The organism is Pseudarthrobacter sp. B907, assembly GCF_040137805.1.
Classification (GTDB): Bacteria; Actinomycetota; Actinomycetes; order Actinomycetales; family Micrococcaceae; genus Arthrobacter.
Genome location: NZ_JBEEQE010000001.1, coordinates 304,567 through 319,314, shown reverse-complemented (window position 1 = coordinate 319,314; position 14,748 = coordinate 304,567). Strand labels below are relative to the sequence as shown.

14 protein-coding genes are annotated in these 14,748 nt (G+C 70.4%); 10 read left to right on the top strand and 4 right to left on the bottom strand.

Translation table 11 applies throughout. The annotated features are described in order from the left end of the window. Nucleotides 1-76: 76 nt before the first annotated feature. Entirely contained in the window at nt 77-1,384 is a 1,308-nt protein-coding gene (locus ABLI39_RS01585; protein ID WP_497899922.1) for an AI-2E family transporter, read from the bottom strand. Nucleotides 1,385-1,586: 202 nt separating this feature from the next. Between ABLI39_RS01585 and ABLI39_RS01580 the strand changes: the two genes are divergently transcribed. The 8 genes from ABLI39_RS01580 (at nt 1,587) to ABLI39_RS01545 (ending at nt 11,142) form a co-directional block, all read left to right on the top strand. After that, complete coding sequence (locus tag ABLI39_RS01580; RefSeq protein ID WP_349411587.1) at nt 1,587-3,389, top strand: hypothetical protein; 1,803 nt, start codon at nt 1,587-1,589, stop codon at nt 3,387-3,389. A 146-nt stretch (nt 3,390-3,535) separates the two neighbouring features. Continuing rightward, a complete protein-coding gene (locus ABLI39_RS01575; RefSeq protein WP_349411586.1) occupies nt 3,536-4,528 on the top strand; it encodes a tetratricopeptide repeat protein in 993 nt (330 codons plus the stop codon). Further along, nucleotides 4,528-5,628, top strand: a complete 1,101-nt coding sequence (locus ABLI39_RS01570) for an NADH:flavin oxidoreductase/NADH oxidase (protein ID WP_349411585.1) — start codon at nt 4,528-4,530, stop codon at nt 5,626-5,628. The genes ABLI39_RS01575 and ABLI39_RS01570 overlap by 1 nt, the downstream gene beginning before the upstream one ends. Nucleotides 5,629-5,653: 25 nt before the next feature. Beyond that, nucleotides 5,654-6,427 carry an ABC transporter ATP-binding protein gene (locus tag ABLI39_RS01565; protein WP_349411584.1) on the top strand — a complete coding sequence of 258 codons (774 nt, stop codon included), beginning with the start codon at nt 5,654-5,656 and terminating at the stop codon, nt 6,425-6,427. Continuing rightward, nucleotides 6,409-7,980, top strand: coding sequence for a transporter (locus ABLI39_RS01560; protein ID WP_349411583.1), 1,572 nt, complete (start codon nt 6,409-6,411; stop codon nt 7,978-7,980). Before ABLI39_RS01565 ends, ABLI39_RS01560 begins: the two co-directional genes overlap by 19 nt. A 52-nt stretch (nt 7,981-8,032) precedes the next feature. Continuing rightward, nucleotides 8,033-8,812 carry a glucosamine-6-phosphate deaminase gene (nagB, locus tag ABLI39_RS01555; protein ID WP_349411581.1) on the top strand — a complete coding sequence of 260 codons (780 nt, stop codon included), beginning with the start codon at nt 8,033-8,035 and terminating at the stop codon, nt 8,810-8,812. A gap of 61 nt (nt 8,813-8,873) precedes the next feature. Further along, complete coding sequence (locus ABLI39_RS01550; protein ID WP_146337195.1) at nt 8,874-9,194, top strand: DUF3039 domain-containing protein; 321 nt, start codon at nt 8,874-8,876, stop codon at nt 9,192-9,194. Between the two features lie 163 nt (nt 9,195-9,357). Beyond that, nucleotides 9,358-11,142 carry a DEAD/DEAH box helicase gene (locus ABLI39_RS01545; protein WP_349411580.1) on the top strand — a complete coding sequence of 595 codons (1,785 nt, stop codon included), beginning with the start codon at nt 9,358-9,360 and terminating at the stop codon, nt 11,140-11,142. A 185-nt stretch (nt 11,143-11,327) separates the two neighbouring features. Here the strand turns inward: ABLI39_RS01545 and ABLI39_RS01540 are convergent, their stop codons facing one another. From ABLI39_RS01540 to ABLI39_RS01530, 3 genes are all read right to left on the bottom strand, one after another. Continuing rightward, the gene (locus ABLI39_RS01540; protein WP_146337197.1) at nt 11,328-11,672 is read right to left on the bottom strand and encodes a hypothetical protein; all 345 of its coding nucleotides are present in this window, start codon (nt 11,670-11,672) and stop codon (nt 11,328-11,330) included. Nucleotides 11,673-11,752: 80 nt separating this feature from the next. Then, complete coding sequence (locus ABLI39_RS01535; RefSeq protein ID WP_349411579.1) at nt 11,753-12,397, bottom strand: isochorismatase family protein; 645 nt, start codon at nt 12,395-12,397, stop codon at nt 11,753-11,755. After that, complete coding sequence (locus tag ABLI39_RS01530) at nt 12,398-13,726, bottom strand: nicotinate phosphoribosyltransferase (RefSeq protein WP_349411578.1); 1,329 nt, start codon at nt 13,724-13,726, stop codon at nt 12,398-12,400. A 94-nt stretch (nt 13,727-13,820) separates the two neighbouring features. On the opposite strand from ABLI39_RS01530, the gene clpS reads away from it, so the two are divergent. Both clpS and ABLI39_RS01520 read left to right on the top strand, forming a co-directional pair. Beyond that, entirely contained in the window at nt 13,821-14,192 is a 372-nt protein-coding gene (gene clpS, locus ABLI39_RS01525) for an ATP-dependent Clp protease adapter ClpS (RefSeq protein ID WP_146337199.1), read from the top strand. Continuing rightward, nucleotides 14,185-14,745, top strand: a complete 561-nt coding sequence (locus ABLI39_RS01520) for a DUF2017 domain-containing protein (protein ID WP_349411577.1) — start codon at nt 14,185-14,187, stop codon at nt 14,743-14,745. Before clpS ends, ABLI39_RS01520 begins: the two co-directional genes overlap by 8 nt. The last annotated feature ends 3 nt before the right edge of the window (nt 14,746-14,748 follow it).

The window sequence follows — 14,748 nt, the reverse complement described above, 5'->3', positions numbered from 1 at the left end:
AACTAGCGGGTCTGTCTCAAGGAGGTTGACAAGTTCCGATCCACGCAGCGGCTGTCCGTTTCCGGCGCGAAAAACCCTAGTGCTTGTCCTGGCGCACGATGAAGATTTCCTTTACCAGCAGCATGATCGCCGCCGCCGTCGGGATGGCGATCAGGGCGCCGAGCACGCCGAGCAGGCTACCGCCGGCGATGACCGAGATCACGGCCACCGCGCCGGGCACCGCGACGGCCTTCTGCATAATGCGCGGGGAGATGAAGTAGGCCTCGAACTGGAGGTAGGCGAAGTAGCAGATCGCGAACACCACGGCCGTCTGCCAGCCCGCGGTGAGCGCGATCAGGGTCACCAGGACGCCGGCGATCATGCCGCCCACCAGCGGAATGAAGGCCAGCAGGGCCACCACAAACGCGAGCAGCACCGCGAACGGGACACCCACAATCGACATCACAATGAAGGCGAAAGTGGCGTTCAGCAGCGCCACGCAGACCTGGCCGATGACGTAGTTGCCGACGGAGCCGGTGATCTCCTCGGACAGCGCCTCGACCCGGGCGCGGCGGGAGCGCGGCGCCAGCCGGTAGCCCCACTTCTTCATGGACGGCATGGCTGAGAGGAAGTAAAGGCTCAGGACCAGGACGATGAGGGCGCCGAACAGGCCGTTCGCCACGGTGGAACCGAAGCCCACAACGCCGCCGAAGATGCCGCCCATGGCGTCCGGGTTGTTGACGAACTTCTCGAGTTCCTGGCTGATGCGTTCACGCACGCCGAACTGGTTGTCGAGCGTGCGGAAGAAATCGGAGTCGATGAAATCCTGAACCCAGCGCGGTGCCTCCTGCACGATTTGCGTCACCTGCTGCACGATCGTGGGGATCAGGACGGCGAAGAAGCCCGCGACGGCCAGGGCCAGGACGGCGACCGAGACCAGGATGCCCGCCGGACGCGGCACCTTCCGGCCCTCGAGCCAGCGGACCACCGGATCCAGGCCGAGGGCAATAAAGAGTGCGGTCACGATCCAGAGCAGCAGCTGGGTGGTGTGGGAGCCGATCCAGTACACCAGCAGGGCGGCGCCGACACCGACCGTGCCCAAAAAGCCGACATAGAGCGGGTGCTGCGCTGACATCCGGGGCCCCGGGTCGCCGAAGCGCGCGGTGTTCCCGCTGTCGGCGCCGGATTCGGACTCCTCCTGCTCGGGGGGCATCTCGAACCGCAGCCGCGGCTGGGCTCCGGGGAGCGGCTGGCGCAGGCGCCGTGCCATCGAGATCAGGAAGCCGGCCGCGGCTGCCCGCGGGGCGGAGTGCTGCGGGGCCGGCTCGAGCGGGCCGCGTGGCTGGCTACCGGATTCCTGGGTGGCTGCGTGTCCCGAGGGGGACGGATCCGTGGGTTCAGTCACTGCGTTGAATGCCCTTTTTCTCTGGTATTTCCCTGCAACTCCGCGGTTGCGGGCCGGGTGTGACGATCACCGCAAACACTATCAGCAGCCTTGTCATACGGCGGGTCGGCGGAGCCGGAGGGGTCCCGGGCAGGGACCGGAACGGCGCTCGATCTGACTCGCAGGTAACAAAACGGTTACTGTTAAAGCTACGTGTCCGCTGATGATAGGTAATATTTTGCGTTTCAAGACTGCAGTTGCACTAGTGCTGCTCGGCCTCCTGACACTGCTGGCCGGCGTCGGCCAGAAGACGGTGTGGGCCCCGCCCGCCACCGTCACCGCCGTCGCGCCCGCCGGCGGGACCGCCGCCCCCCTGACCGTCATCGACGAGAAGCTGCGCACCCTGCACGGCGGCACGGTAAAGATCACGGTCAAGGGCGAGGGCAACTTCACCCTCGCGTCCGGCCGCCCGGACGACGTCGACGCGTGGGTCGGGAAGACCGCTCACAACACCGTCACCGGCGTCTCGGACGACGGCAAGGCACTGGAGCTCAAGCACGCCGACGGCGAAGCCACGGCACCCTCCCCGGCAGGCTCGGACCTCTGGGTGACGACCGAGAACGCCAACGGCGAGCTGAACTACTCGTGGACCCCGCCGGCCGACGGCGACTGGTCCCTGCTGCTGGCCTCCGACGGCACCAAGCCGGCGCCGTCCTCGATCTCGATGACGTTCCCGAATGACACGTCCACCCCGTGGGCCATCCCGCTGATGGTGCTCGGCGGGCTGCTCATCCTGGCCGGCGCGGCCCTGCTGCTGCTCAAGCCCAAGCGCGGCGCCACCGACGACGACGACTCCGCCGGAACCGGCGCCCCCCGCCAGGGCAGCCTCTTCGCCCGCCGCGCCCGCGCCCAGGCAATTGCCCGGGCCGAGGCCCGCAACGCCGGCGGTGCGCGGGCCCCGGAGGGCACCGCCGACCGCGGCGTCGCCGAGAACCGGGTTGCCCCCGCCGCCCGCCGCGCTACCGGCGCCGCAGTCGCCCTGCTGACCGCCGCCGCGGTCGCCGGCACCGGCGTCGCGGCGCAGGCCAGCCAGGCTCCCTCGCCGGCACCGAGCGGCTCCTCGGCCGCGGCCAAGGGTGCCGGCACCCCGGTGCTGCTGGATGCCCAGTTCCGCCGCATCCTCGAACAGGTCGGCGGCGCGGTCGACGCCGGCGACGCCGCCAAGGACGCCGCCAAGCTGGCGCCCCGGGTGGCAGGCTCGGAGCTGGACGTGCGCACCCAGAACTACAAGATCCGCGCCCAGGTGGGCAGCTACGAGCCCCGGATGCCGGTGCGCTCCACCAAGCTCCTGACAACCGTGGTGAGCAACAAGCGCGAATGGCCGCGCTCCGTGATGGCCGTGACACAGGGTGACGGCAACGTCGTCCCGCAGTTGCTGACCCTGGTGCAGGCCTCCCCCCGGGAGAACTACAAGCTCGTCGAGGCCACCCCGCTGCAGCCGGGCACCACCTTCCCGGGCATCAACCGCGGCGGCACCGAAACCCTGGCGCCCTCGGACAAGTCCGGGCTGTTGTACAGCGGCGAGGAAGCGCTCGCCGGGCTGGGCGACCGCCTGTCCTCCGCCGACTCGGCCTTCAAGGACAAGCTATCCGAAGGACAGTCCTCGCCGTACATCGCGGACACCCTGGCCTACCAGAACGACGTGGTGAACTCCGGGGCGAACGGCACCTTCGCCTTCAGCCACAAGGTTGCTCCGGAGAACACCGTGGTGTTCCGCACCGCCGACGGCGGCGCGCTGGTCCTGGGCCGGCTGAACTTCGCCTTCGACGGCACGCCCAAGAACTCCGGTGACAAGCTGACGATCGGCGACGACGCGGCGGCCCTGGCCGGGGGCAAGGACACCAGCACCGGCATGGTCCTGAACTTCGCCGAATCTGTGGCCGTCTACGTGCCGCCGGCCGGTTCCAAGGACCCGATGAAGCTGGTCGCCGCCACCCGCGGCCTGGTGGGGGCCAAGTTCAAGTAGCCCCGCCGGAGGCCGCCGCGCCGGCGGCCAACGCAGTAGACACAGCAGGACCAACGACCGGGCCGCCACCGCGGCCCGGTCGTTGCTGCTCGGGTCCTTCCTGGCCCGGTCGTTGCTGCTCGGGGCGTAGTCGATAGAGTGGAGCTATGACTTCGCCCGCTTCCCGCCCGGTCCCGCCAGTTGCCGCCAACCCGCTCAACCTGCGGGGCGCCGTCGACCTTTCCTCGCTGAAACAGCGGCCCGCCCCGCCGGCGGGCCCCGGACAGCAGCCCGCCCCCGGAACCGGTCCCGCTGCCGGGGCCCAGGACGGCGCCGTCGCGCCGCTGCGGGTGGACGTCACAGAGGCCAACTTCCAGGAACTCGTGGACCTCTCAGCCAAGGTCCCCGTGGTAATTGCCCTCTGGGCCGGCTACTCGCCCGGCTCCGCCCAGCTGGTCGATGCGCTGGAGCAGATCGTGGAGGGCTACGAGGGCCGGCTGGTCCTGGGCGCCGCCGACATCGACGCCTTCCCCCAGCTTGCGCAGGCCTTCCAGGTCCAGGCTGTTCCGACCGCCGTCGCCCTCGTCAAGGGCCAGCCGGTGCCGCTGTTCCAGGGCGGGGCGGACGAACAGCAGGTCCGCAGCCTGTTCGATGAACTCCTCAAGGTGGCCGCCGCCAACGGGGTGACCGGCCGGATCGGAGCCGGCTCCGGCGCGGCCGAGCCCGAGGCTCCTCCGCTGCCGCCGCTGCACCAGAAGGCATTCGACGCGATCGAGGCCGGCGACTACGCCGGCGCCGCGGCGGCCTACCGGCAGGCGCTGACCGAGATGCCGGCCGACGCCGAGGCCAAGGCCGGCCTGGCACAGGTGGAGCTGATGGGCCGGCTGCAGGCGCTGTCCGCCGCCGAAACGGACGCGCTCCGCGGCCGCGCGGCCGAAGAACCGGACAACCTCGAGGCCCAGCTGGCCGTCGCCGACCTGGACATCGCCGGCGGCCACGTCGAGGACGGACTGGGCCGGATCGTGGCGTTCATCGGCCGGAACTTCGGACCCGCCCGCGAAACCGCCCGGGTGCGCCTGCTGGAGCTCTTCGACGTCGTGGGGACCTCGGACGGGCGCGTCGCCAAGGCCCGTCAGAACCTCGCCCGGGTGCTGTTCTAGTGGGGTCGGCCCTGTTCAACCCGCTGGAGCTGCGCTCGCTGCGGCTGGAGCACCGCGGCTGGGTTTCGCCGATGTGCCAGTACAGCTGCGAGCCGGAGACCGGCGGGGGAGTGCCCAATGACTGGCACCTGATGCACCTCGGCTCGTTTGCCACCGGGGGAGCGGCCCTGATCCTGACCGAAGCCGCCGCCGTCAACGCCGCGGGCCGGATCAGCCCGCGGGACGCCGGCCTGTACAACGACGCCCAGGCCGAGGCCTGGGAGCGGATCGTGACGTTCGTGCACCGCCATGGCTCGGCCAACGCCAAGATCGGCACCCAACTCGCCCATGCCGGACGCAAAGCCTCTTCCTACTGGCCGTTCTCCGGCAAGAGCGGCACGGTCCCGGCCATCGAGGGCGGCTGGAGCACGGTCGGCCCGGGTACCGGGGCCTTCGACGGCTACGCACCGCCGTCGGCCATGACGGAGGAGGAGATCGACGGCGTGATCGCCGACTTCGCCGCCGCCGCCGTCCGCGCGGTCGGCGCCGGTTTCGACACCATCGAGATCCACGGCGCCCACGGCTACCTGCTGCACCAGTTCCAGAGCCCGCTGGTCAACGACCGCACGGACAGCTGGGGCGGGAATGAGCAGGGCCGCAACCGGTTGACCCTGGCCGTCATTGACGCCGTGCGGACCGTCATCCCCGATTCCATGCCGCTGCTGCTGCGTATCTCCGCCTCCGACTGGGCCGAGGGCGGCATCGATGCCGAGGCCTCGGTGCGGCTGGCCCGGGCGGCGGGCGAGCACGGGGTGGACCTCGTGGACGTCTCCAGCGGCGGGGCCGTGGCCCACCAGTCGATTCCGGTGGGCCCCGGCTACCAGACCGGCTTCAGCGCCCGGATCCGGCGCGAAGCCGGAATCCGCACCGGCACCGTGGGGCTGCTGACCTCCGCGGGCCAGGCCGAGCACGCGGTGGCCACCGGGCAGGCCGACGGCGTCTTCATCGCCCGGGCCGCGCTGCGGGACCCGCACTGGTGGCTGCGGGCGGCCTTCGAGCTGGGCCACGAGCTGGCCTGGCCGCCGCAGTACGAACGGGCCATCCCGCGTCATACTTTCTAGGCGCCGCGGCGGTTAGTCTAACGACATGACTTTCGAGCAACCGCCCGTTCCGGCGCTCGCCCTGCGCGGGCTGGCCAAACGCTTCGGCACCAAGATCGCCGTCGACGGCATCAGCCTCGACGTGCCGGCGGGCTCCTTCTACGGGATCGTCGGGCCCAACGGCGCCGGCAAGACCACCACACTCTCGATGGCGACCGGGCTGCTGCGGCCGGACTTCGGCACCGCCCTGGTCCACGGGGTGGATGTCTGGCAGCACCCGCTGCAGGCCAAGAAACTGATGGGCCTGCTGCCGGACGGGGTCCGGCTCTTCGACCGGCTGACCGGCGAGCAACTGGTCAGCTACGCGGGCCTGCTGCGCGGCATGGAGCGGGACGTGGTGGCGTCGCGGGTCGCCGAGCTGCTCGCCGCCCTGGACCTCAGCCAGGACGCCGGCACACTGGTGGTGGACTACTCCGCCGGCATGACCAAGAAGATCGCCCTGGCCTCGGCCCTGATCCACGCCCCGCGGCTGCTGGTGCTGGACGAGCCGTTCGAATCGGTGGACCCGGTCTCCGCGGCCAACATCCGTGACATCCTGGACCGCTACGTCGCCTCCGGCGGCACCGTGATCGTCTCCAGCCATGTGATGGACCTCGTCCAGCGGATGTGCGACCACGTCGCGGTGGTGGCGGGCGGCCGGGTGCTGGCCGCGGGCCGCGTTGACGAGGTGCGGGCCGGCCAGTCGCTGGAGGACCGGTTCGTCGAGCTGGTCGGCGGCCGCAGCCACGCGGAAGGGCTCGAATGGTTGCGCACCTTCTGAGGCTCAAGCTCACGCTGCTGCGCAACAGCCTCAGGCGCAGCCCCTGGCAGCTGGTGGGCCTGGCCATCGGGGCCCTGTACGCCCTCGGCATCGTCGGCGTCGGCGTCGCGGGGCTGCTGCTCCTGCGCCAGGCCGACGTCGCCACGGCGCAGACGGTGGTGGTGCTAGGCGGGGCCGCCGCGGTGCTGGGCTGGGCGGTCATCCCGATTGTGGCCTCCGCAGCCGACCTGACACTGGACCCCGCCCGCTTTACGACCTTCGCCGTGCCGGTGCCGCAGCTGCTCGCGGGCCTGGCCCTGGCCGGGCTGATCGGCATCCCCGGGGCGTCGACGGCGCTCGTGGCGCTGGCCACCGTGGGCACCTGGTCGCGGGGGTTCCCGGCCGCCGCCGGTGCCCTGGCCGGCGCGGTCCTTGGGGTGCTGACCTGCGTGGTGGTCTCCAAGGTGGTCACGGCCGGCACGGCGGGCCTGGCCACGTCGCGGCGGTTCAGGGACGTCAGCGGGGTAGCGTTCCTGATCCCGCTGGTGCTGATGGGCCCGATCGTGGCCGGCGTCGCCCGCGGGATCGCCGGATCCGCGGGCTTTATGGGAGACCTCGCCCGGTTCCTGGAGTGGACCCCCGCCGGAGCGGCCTGGGCCCTGGGCGGGGAGCTCGCCGCCGGCCACTACGGTCCCGCGGCGCTCAAGCTCCTCATCGCCGTCGCCAGCCTGGCCGGGCTGGCGCTGTGCTGGAAGGTGCTGCTGCAGCGGGCACTCGCCACTCCGCCCTACGCGGGCACCGCCAAAAAGAAAGCGTCCGGCCTGGGGCTGTTCGGGATTGTTCCGGCCACGCCGACCGGCGCGATCGTGGCCCGCTCGCTCAGCTACTGGCTGCGCGATCCACGCTACGCCGGGGCGCTGGTGGTGGTTCCGCTGCTGCCCGTGCTGCTGCTGTTCCAGGCCAGCCAGTCGGGGTTCTACGGCCTCCTGCTGTTCGTCGGCCCGCTGTCCGCCTTCCTGCTCGCCTGGTCCATCTCCTCGGACGTCTCCTACGACAGCACGGCCTTCGCGCTGCACGTCTCCGCCGGTGTGCGCGGCCTGCACGACAGGCTTGGACGGGCCGTCGCATGCCTGGTGTTCGCCCTGCCGGTGGTGCTGGCCTTCAGCGTCCTCCCGTTGTTCTTCACCGGAGCGTGGGCGCTGCTGCCCGGCATCCTGGGCCTGGCGCTGGGGGTGCTGTTCACCGGCCTGGGGCTGTCCTCGGTGGTCTCAGCGCGCTACACCATGCCCGTCCCGCTGCCCGGCGAGAGCCCCTTCAAGAAGCCCCCGGGCAACGTGGCGCAGACCCTGGCCGTCCAGTTCGGCGGCATGGCGGTCCTGCTGTTGCTGGTCAGCCCCGAGGCGGCGCTGGTGGCGGTGCAGCTCGCCGGCGGCGGCGCGGTGCCGGGCTGGATCTGCCTGGGCGTGGGCCCGGTCCTGGGCTTCGCCCTGTTTGTCACCGGAGTGCACCTGGGCGGCAAATGGTTCGACGCGCGCACGCCCGAACTGCTCGCCCAGCTGGCCGTCAACCGCTGACCGGGTCCGAGGGCCCGGGCCCGGACGGCCGGAGTGGGATAGCCTGCCGTTCATGGAAGTAGTAATCCTTCCGGGCGGCCGGCCGATCGCCGCCCTCGCCGCGGACGCGATCGAGGCCCTGCTGCGGACCAAGCCCGACGCCGTCCTGGGCCTGGCCACCGGATCCTCGCCGCTGCCGGTGTACGAGGAGCTCGGGCAGCGGCACCGGCGCGGCCTGGACTTCGGCCGGGTCCGGGCCTTCAGCCTGGACGAGTACGTGGGGCTCCCCGCCGGCCATCCCGGGTCCTACCGCGAAGTCATCCTGCGCGAATTCACCCGGCGGGTGAACATCGACCCGGAGAACGTGCAGGGGCCCGACGGGGAGGCCGCGGACATTCCCGCAGCCTGCCGGGCCTTCGAAGAGGCCCTCCGGGCCGCCGGGGGAGTGGACCTGCAGCTGCTGGGGCTGGGCACCGACGGCCACATCGGCTTCAACGAGCCCGGGTCCTCGCTGGCCTCCCGGACCCGGATCAAGACCCTGGTGGAGCAGACGCGGCGCGACAATGCCCGCTTTTTCACTACCCTGGCGGAGGTGCCGCACCATGTCATCACCCAGGGCCTGGGCACCATCCTCGAAGCCCGGCATGTGATCCTGCTCGCCACCGGGGCGCAGAAGGCGCAGGCCGTCCGGGACATGGTGGAGGGACCTGTAGCCGCCATCTGCCCGGCCTCGGTCCTGCAACTGCATCCGCACGTCACCGTCCTGCTGGACGAGGCGGCGGCGTCCTCGCTGCGACTCGCCGACTACTACCGGCACAGCTACGACAGCAAGCCGCGCTGGCAGGGCCTCTAACGGGGCCCAATGCCCGACGGCGGACGCCGCCGTCGCGATTCTGTCCGATCCAGCGGCTAAGATGGGTGGCATGACCAGCATGACGGATCCACTCCAAAACGACCCGATGCGTGAGCTCTCCGGCGCCGGGACGTCGACGGCGACCATTGAGCGCGAGGAACTGCGGCAGGAAGTTGAACCGGGCGACCGGGAGCGCTTCTCGCACTACGTCCGCAAGGAAAAGATCATGGAATCCGCGCTGTCGGGGGAGCCCGTCATTGCCCTCTGCGGCAAGGTGTGGACGCCCGGCCGCGACCCGAAGAAGTTCCCGGTCTGCCCCGAGTGCAAAGAGGTCTACGAGGGCCTCCGCCCGGGCAACGACGGCGGAGACTCGGGCAAATAAGGCCTGCGCGCTAAGGCCCCCGCGGCGCGGCGTTCATTCGTCGCGGGCAGAAACCGGCTGCCTGGGTCTCTGCAGTCCGGTTCATCCGAAAAAGATTGGTGTTCTTGTGCTTACTAGGGTTTCTCCGGAACCGGCTGACGTGCGCGGAAGGGAGGGGTCCTAGGTGACTGAGACACTCTTTGGCGGGCCCGTCCTGCCGCCGGCCTACCCCGAGCGGGCCGCCTGGGGCACCGCGCCGAAACTCCGTGCCTGGCAGCAGGAAGCCCTGGACAGCTACTTCAGCACCCACCCCCGGGACTTCCTCGCGGTCGCCACGCCGGGGGCCGGCAAGACCACCTTCGCGCTGCGGGTGGCGTCGATGCTGATCGAGGCCGGCGTGGTCAACCGGGTCACCATTGTGGCCCCGACGGACCACCTCAAGCGCCAGTGGGCCGACGCCGCCGCCAAGGTCGGCATCGCCATCGACCCGAACTTCAAGAACGCCGACGGCCAGCACGGCCGGGGCTTCATCGGCGTCGCCGTCACCTACGCGCAGGTGGCCAGCAAGCCGATGCTGCACCGGGCCAAGACCGAGGCGGCGCGCACGCTGGTGATCCTGGACGAAATCCACCACGGCGGCGAGGCGCTGTCCTGGGGCGACGGTCTCCGCGAGGCCTTCGACCCCGCGGCCCGGCGCCTGTCCCTGACGGGTACCCCGTTCCGCTCGGACACCTCGCCGATCCCGTTCGTCGAGTACGCCGAGGACCGCGACGGCATCCGCCGGTCCAAGGCCGACTACACCTACGGCTACGGCAAGGCCCTCCGCGACCACGTGGTCCGGCCGGTGATGTTCATGGCCTACTCGGGCCAGATGCGCTGGCGCACCAGCGCCGGCGACGAGATGGCCGCCTCCCTCGGCGAGGCCGCCGTCACCAAAGACATCACGTCCCAGGCCTGGCGCACGGCACTGAACCCGGCCGGCGAGTGGATCCCGGCCGTGCTAGCCGGGGCGGACAAGCGGCTCAGCGAGGTGCGGCGCACCGTGCCCGACGCCGGCGGCCTGGTCATCGCCACCGACCACGACGACGCCCGCGCCTACGCCGGGCAGTTGAAGCGGATCACCGGCGAGTCACCCACGGTCATCCTCTCCGACGACGCCAAGGCCTCGTCCAAGATCGAGGAGTTCTCCGCCGGCGAGAAGCGCTGGATGGTGGCCGTGCGGATGGTCTCCGAAGGCGTGGACGTCCCGCGCCTGTCCGTCGGCGTCTACGCGACCTCGACGTCCACCCCGCTGTTCTTCGCCCAGGCCGTGGGCCGCTTCGTGCGTGCCCGCAAGCGCGGCGAGACGGCGTCGGTGTTCCTGCCCTCCGTGCCGCAGCTGATGGCGCTGGCGAACTCGATGGAGGCAGAACGCGACCACGCCCTGGACCGTCCGGAGAAGGAAGACGCCGACGGCCTGTTCAATCCCGAGGACTCGCTGATGGACGAGGCGAACCGCGAGGAAAAGGCCTCCGACACCCTGATGAAGGGCAAGTTCGAGGCGCTCGACTCGCAGGCCTCCTTCGACCGCGTGCTCTTCGACGGCGGCGAGTTCGGCACCGGCGGCGAGGTGGGCTCGGAGGACGAGCTCGACTTCCTCGGCATCCCCGGCCTGCTCGACGCCGAACAGGTCGGCACCCTGCTGCGCCAGCGCCAGCACGAACAGCTCAACCGGAAGAACAAGCGCGCGCCGCAGAGTCCGGCGGCCGAGGCGGCGCCGGCCGTGCCGGACCACCGGCTGCTGATGGACCTGCGCACCGAACTGGCCAAAAACGTCGCGGCCTGGTCCGCGCGGACGGGCACCCCGCACGGCGTCATCCACACCAAGCTCCGCACCGTCTGCGGCGGCCCGGCAGTGGCGCAGGCCAACGAGGAGCAGCTGCAGACGCGGCTGCGGAAGCTGCAGGACTGGTTCATCGGCCGGAAGTAGCGGTGCAGGAAAATGGCATGAAAAAGGGACCGGGTGACCGGTCCCTTTTTCGTGCGCTGGTGTGCCCGCCGCTACTGGGCGGCGCCGCAGGCCTGGGAGAAGGTCTGGCCGGCCGAGGTGTACTTGGCCTTCAGCTCCTCGAGCTTGGCCGAGTCCGGGTCCTTCNTGCGCTGGTGTGCCCGCCGCTACTGGGCGGCGCCGCAGGCCTGGGAGAAGGTCTGGCCGGCCGAGGTGTACTTGGCCTTCAGCTCCTCGAGCTTGGCCGAGTCCGGGTCCTTCTTCGCGGACTCGTCGAGGTAGTCGACGATCGACTGCAGCGGGGCCTGCAGTTCCTCGGACGCGGTCGCCTCGATGGGCCGGATCTGGTTCGCCAGCCGGGTCATGCCGAACTTGTCAGAACTGGAGGTGGGCGAGGCGGTGATGGTCTTGATGCGGGCGCAGGTCTCCTCGCTGGTCATCTTCGGGGCCGAGCAGGCGGCTGCGCCGAGCAGGGTCCCGGCAGCGATCAGGACGGTCAGGATCTTCTTCATGGTGTACTCCGGGGCTTTACGGTCAGACGTTTACTGGCAAGGATTCCGAGTCTACTGTGCGGGCGGAGGCGGCGACGAGCTCAGGCGAGGTCGACGCCGCCCAGTTCCATCTCGGCGAAGGCGTCGTCGAGGTCTTCGGCGATGCCCACGGTGAGCCCGCGCGGCACGGTGACGGAGTAGCCGGCCTGGACGGCGTCCAGCGCCGTGGCTTTCACGCAGTGGTCGGTGGCGATCCCCACGACCACCACCTCCTCGACGTCGTGGCTCTGCAGCCAGTCGTCCAGGCCGATGGCGTCCTCGTCCGCGGCGAAAGTCCCGGCGGCGTCGCCGCCGCCCACGGGCAGGGAGCCCGGTGTGCGGTCGCCGGTGGGGACGGCGTCGTCCGGGGCGAGCAGGCCCTCGAAGCCCGAGTAGGCCGCGGTGAACTGTCCCTTGCGGAAATAGGCCTGGACGTACTCGGTGTCCAGGTCCGGGTGCAGCTCGGCGCCGCGGGTGCCGGCGACGCAGTGCGGCGGCCAGCTGTCGATGAAGTCCGGCTGCTCCGAGAAGTGCGCTCCCGGGTCGATGTGCCAGTCCTGGGTGGCCACGACGTGGTCGAACTGGCCGTGGTGGGCGTCGACGTATTCGCTGATCTCGGCGGCCAGGGCCGCCCCGCCCTCAACCGGGAGCGTCCCGCCCTCGCAGAAGTCGTTCTGCACGTCAACGATGATCAGGGCACGGGACATTCAGTCCTCCTCGTAGATGGTGGGGATGGCAGCTTCGCCGCGCTGGAGCCGGTTGACCACGGCCGGGAGCTCCCGCATGGTGTCGGCGTGGCGCTGCCGCGCCCGCACCACACCCTCGGGCCCGGTCCAGCCCGGCAGCAGCTCGCCGTTCTTGATGAACTGCTGCAGCAGCGGCCGGTCGTTGCCGTCGTCCTCCGGGCGGTGCCCGACGCCGACGATCTCCTGGCTGGCGGTGCCCCGCTCGTTGAGCTTGCGCAGCGCGTACTTCCGGCCGCCCTTGCTGGTCTTGTTCTTCGCCGCCTTGGCCACCGCCACGAAGTCCCCGTTGTCGTCGGTGCGGCTGACCAGCTTGTAGACCATGCTGGCGGTCGGCGCGCCGGAGCCGGTGACCAGCGAGGTGCCGACCCCGTAGGAGTCCACCGGGGCGGACTGCAGGGCGGCAATGGCGAATTCGTCCAGGTCCGAGGTGACGATGATCCGGGTGTTTTCGTTGCCGAGTTCGTCCAGGAGCTGCCGGACCCACTGGGCCTGGGCCACCAGGTCGCCGGAGTCCAGGCGCACCGCGCCGAGCTTGTCGCCGGCCAGTTCGACGGCGGTGCGGACGGCCGCCTCGACGTCGTAGGTGTCCACGAGCAGCGCGGTGCCGGCGCCCATGGAGGCGATCTGCGCCTCGAACGCCTCGCGCTCGGTGTCGTGCAGCAGGGTGAAGGAATGGGCGGCCGTGCCCACCGTTTTGATCCCGTAGCGCCGGCCGGCCTCGAGGTTGGAGGTGCTGTCGAAACCGGCGATCACGGCGGCCCTGGCGGCAGCGACGGCGGATTCCTCCTGGGTCCGGCGGGAACCCATCTCGACGCAGGGGCGGGTGCCGGCGGCGGTGATCATCCGGGAGGCGGCCGAGGCGATGGCGCTGTCGTGGTTGAGGATCGAGAGGATGTAGGTCTCGAGGATGCAGGCCTCGGCGAAGGTGGATTCGACAATCAGGATGGGTGAGTTGGGGAAGTACGCCTCGCCCTCGGCGTAGCCCCAGATGTCACCGGAGAAGGAGAAGTCCGCCAGGTACTCCAGGGTTTCCTCGTTGACCACCTTGGTGCGGCGCAGGAAGTCCAGCTCGGCGTCGCCGAAGCGGAAACCGGCGATCCCCTCCAGCAGCCGGCCGGTGCCGGCCACGATGCCGTAGCGGCGCCCGTCCGGCAGCCGCCGGGCGAAGGCCTCGAACACCGATTTGCGGTGCGCGGCGCCCGAATGCAGCGCGGCCTGCAGCATGGTCAGTTCGTAATGGTCGGTGTACAGGGACGTGCGGGGATGGTCCCAGCCGGCAGAGGTACTCACAAATTCACTCTAGTCCCCACCGGCTCCCGCGTCTCGCTTCGCTTCGCCGCGGGGCCCTCGCCGGCGTGGGCCCACCGCCCCATAGAATGGACAGATGACCCTTAGCGTTGCGCTCGGCCCTGACACCCAGGAGAGCACCCAGACCGGAACAGCGGCGTCAACCGACGTGCTGACCGCCCCGGACATCCCCTGGAACCTCGTGATCTGGAATGATCCGGTAAACCTGATGAGCTATGTGAGCTTCGTGTTCCGCAGCTACTTCGGCTACTCCGAGGCGAAGGCCAACAAACTGATGCTCGAGGTGCACAAGAAGGGCCGTTCCATCGTGGCGCACGGCAGCAAGGAGCAGGTGGAACAGCACGCGGTCGCCATGCACGGCTATGGCCTGTGGGCCACCGTGGAGCAGGCCAGCGGCGGCGCCGGCGGCGGCAGCGGATCTGGCAAGGGCAAGGGAAAACGTGGCTAAGGCATTCAAATACGGGCTCAAGGGCATCACGGGCTACCTGGAACCGGCCGAACGGGACCTGCTGCGCAGCCTCTTCGATGACGTCATATCCATGCTGGAACCGGAGGAACGCCCCAACCAGGATCCGCTGGCCGCGCTCGTCGGGCTCGACAGCGACGCCCGCGAACCGTCCGACCGGGCCCTGCGGCGCCTGCTGCCCAACGTGATGAAGGACGACGACGAGGCCTCCCTCGAGTTCCGCCGCTACACCGAGCGCTCGCTGCGCGAGGGCAAGATCGGCGCGCTGAAGGCCGCCGCGCTCGGCCTGGACAAGGACGAGCTGGTGCTGACGCCCGCGGACGCCCGGCACTGGTCCACGGCGCTCAACGACGTCCGGCTGGTCCTCGCCGAACGCCTCGACATCCGGGACGACGCCGACGCCGAGCATGTCCACCGGATGCAGGACTGGTCCCAGGCCGAGGACGTCGAAAGCTACCTGGCGCTGGTCTACAACTTCACCACGTGGCTGCAGGAATCCCTGGTCCAGGCGATGCTGGCCTCGCTCGACGCCTAGGGG

Bases quoted from the DNA above. Each gene is read 5' to 3' on its own strand.
- ABLI39_RS01565 (WP_349411584.1), top strand. From the start codon at position 5,654: ATGACTTTCGAGCAACCGCCCGTTCCGGCGCTCGCCCTGCGCGGGCTG.
- nagB (WP_349411581.1), top strand. From the start codon at position 8,033: ATGGAAGTAGTAATCCTTCCGGGCGGCCGGCCGATCGCCGCCCTCGCC.
- ABLI39_RS01580 (WP_349411587.1), top strand. From the start codon at position 1,587: ATGATAGGTAATATTTTGCGTTTCAAGACTGCAGTTGCACTAGTGCTG.
- ABLI39_RS01550 (WP_146337195.1), top strand. From the start codon at position 8,874: ATGGGTGGCATGACCAGCATGACGGATCCACTCCAAAACGACCCGATG.
- clpS (WP_146337199.1), top strand. From the start codon at position 13,821: ATGACCCTTAGCGTTGCGCTCGGCCCTGACACCCAGGAGAGCACCCAG.
- ABLI39_RS01575 (WP_349411586.1), top strand. From the start codon at position 3,536: ATGACTTCGCCCGCTTCCCGCCCGGTCCCGCCAGTTGCCGCCAACCCG.
- ABLI39_RS01560 (WP_349411583.1), top strand. From the start codon at position 6,409: ATGGTTGCGCACCTTCTGAGGCTCAAGCTCACGCTGCTGCGCAACAGC.
- ABLI39_RS01535 (WP_349411579.1), bottom strand. From the start codon at position 12,397: ATGTCCCGTGCCCTGATCATCGTTGACGTGCAGAACGACTTCTGCGAG.
- ABLI39_RS01540 (WP_146337197.1), bottom strand. From the start codon at position 11,672: ATGAAGAAGATCCTGACCGTCCTGATCGCTGCCGGGACCCTGCTCGGC.